This window comes from Pseudooceanicola atlanticus (assembly GCF_000768315.1).
Taxonomy (GTDB): Bacteria; Pseudomonadota; Alphaproteobacteria; order Rhodobacterales; family Rhodobacteraceae; genus Pseudooceanicola; species Pseudooceanicola atlanticus.
In genome coordinates, this window is the sequence record NZ_AQQX01000046.1 from 1 (window position 1) to 838 (window position 838).

The window sequence follows — 838 nt, forward strand, 5'->3', positions numbered from 1 at the left end:
CTAGGGTCAGGATTCATAACCAGTAGATGACGGTTGCCGCAAGAGCGATGGCCGAGAGGAAGACCTTTGGGCAGCGGTCATAGCGGGTAGCGACGCGTCTCCAGTCCTTGAGCCTGCCGAACATGATCTCGATCCGGTTGCGGCGCTTGTATCGGCGCTTATCGTATTTTACCGGGGTCTTGCGTTGCTTGCGGCCAGGGATGCAAGCGCGTATCCCTTTGTCTTGCAACGCTTCTCGGAACCAATCGGCATCATAGCCGCGATCCCCGAGCAGCCAGTCGACTTTTGGGAGGCTGTTGAGCAGCGCCCTTGCGCCGATGTAGTCACTGACCTGACCGGCGGTGACGAACAGGTCGAGCGGGCGCCCCTGGCTGTCGCAGATGGCGTGTAGTTTGGTGTTCATGCCGCCTTTGGTTCGACCGATCAGACGACCGCGCCCCCCTTTTTGGCGGCCATGCTGGTCGCCGTTCGATGTGCCTTCAGGTAGGTCGCGTCGATCATCACGGTCGTCCGTTCGCCGTGCTCGGCGGCCAGCCCCGCCATCATCCGCGCGAAGATGCCTTTCTCGCTCCAGCGCTTCCAGCGGCTGTAGAGCGTCTTGTGCGGGCCATAGGCTTCAGGAGCATCGCACCACCTTAACCCATTGCGGTTGATGAAGATAATCCCGCTCAATACTCGCCTGTCATCGACCCGAGGCTTACCATGCGACTTTGGAAAGAAGGGTTTGAGACGTGCCATTTGCGCGTCGGACAGCCAGAAAAGATCGCTCATGTCACCGCTCCATTTTCGGAGCCGTGAATCACGCGCTGTGGGGGAAATCAATGCATCCTGACCCTAG

The 838-nt window shown here is 59.4% G+C and carries 1 protein-coding gene; it reads right to left on the reverse strand.

The window, feature by feature from the left end; all coding sequences use genetic code 11:
* Positions 1 to 13 precede the first annotated feature (13 nt).
* Positions 14 to 771 (reverse strand): IS5 family transposase gene (locus ATO9_RS24140; protein ID WP_156127956.1). Its coding sequence is split into 2 segments (ribosomal slippage): positions 14 to 447 and positions 447 to 771, totalling 759 coding nucleotides; the frame shifts between segments, so codons are not numbered across the junction.
* Positions 772 to 838: the final 67 nt, after the last annotated feature.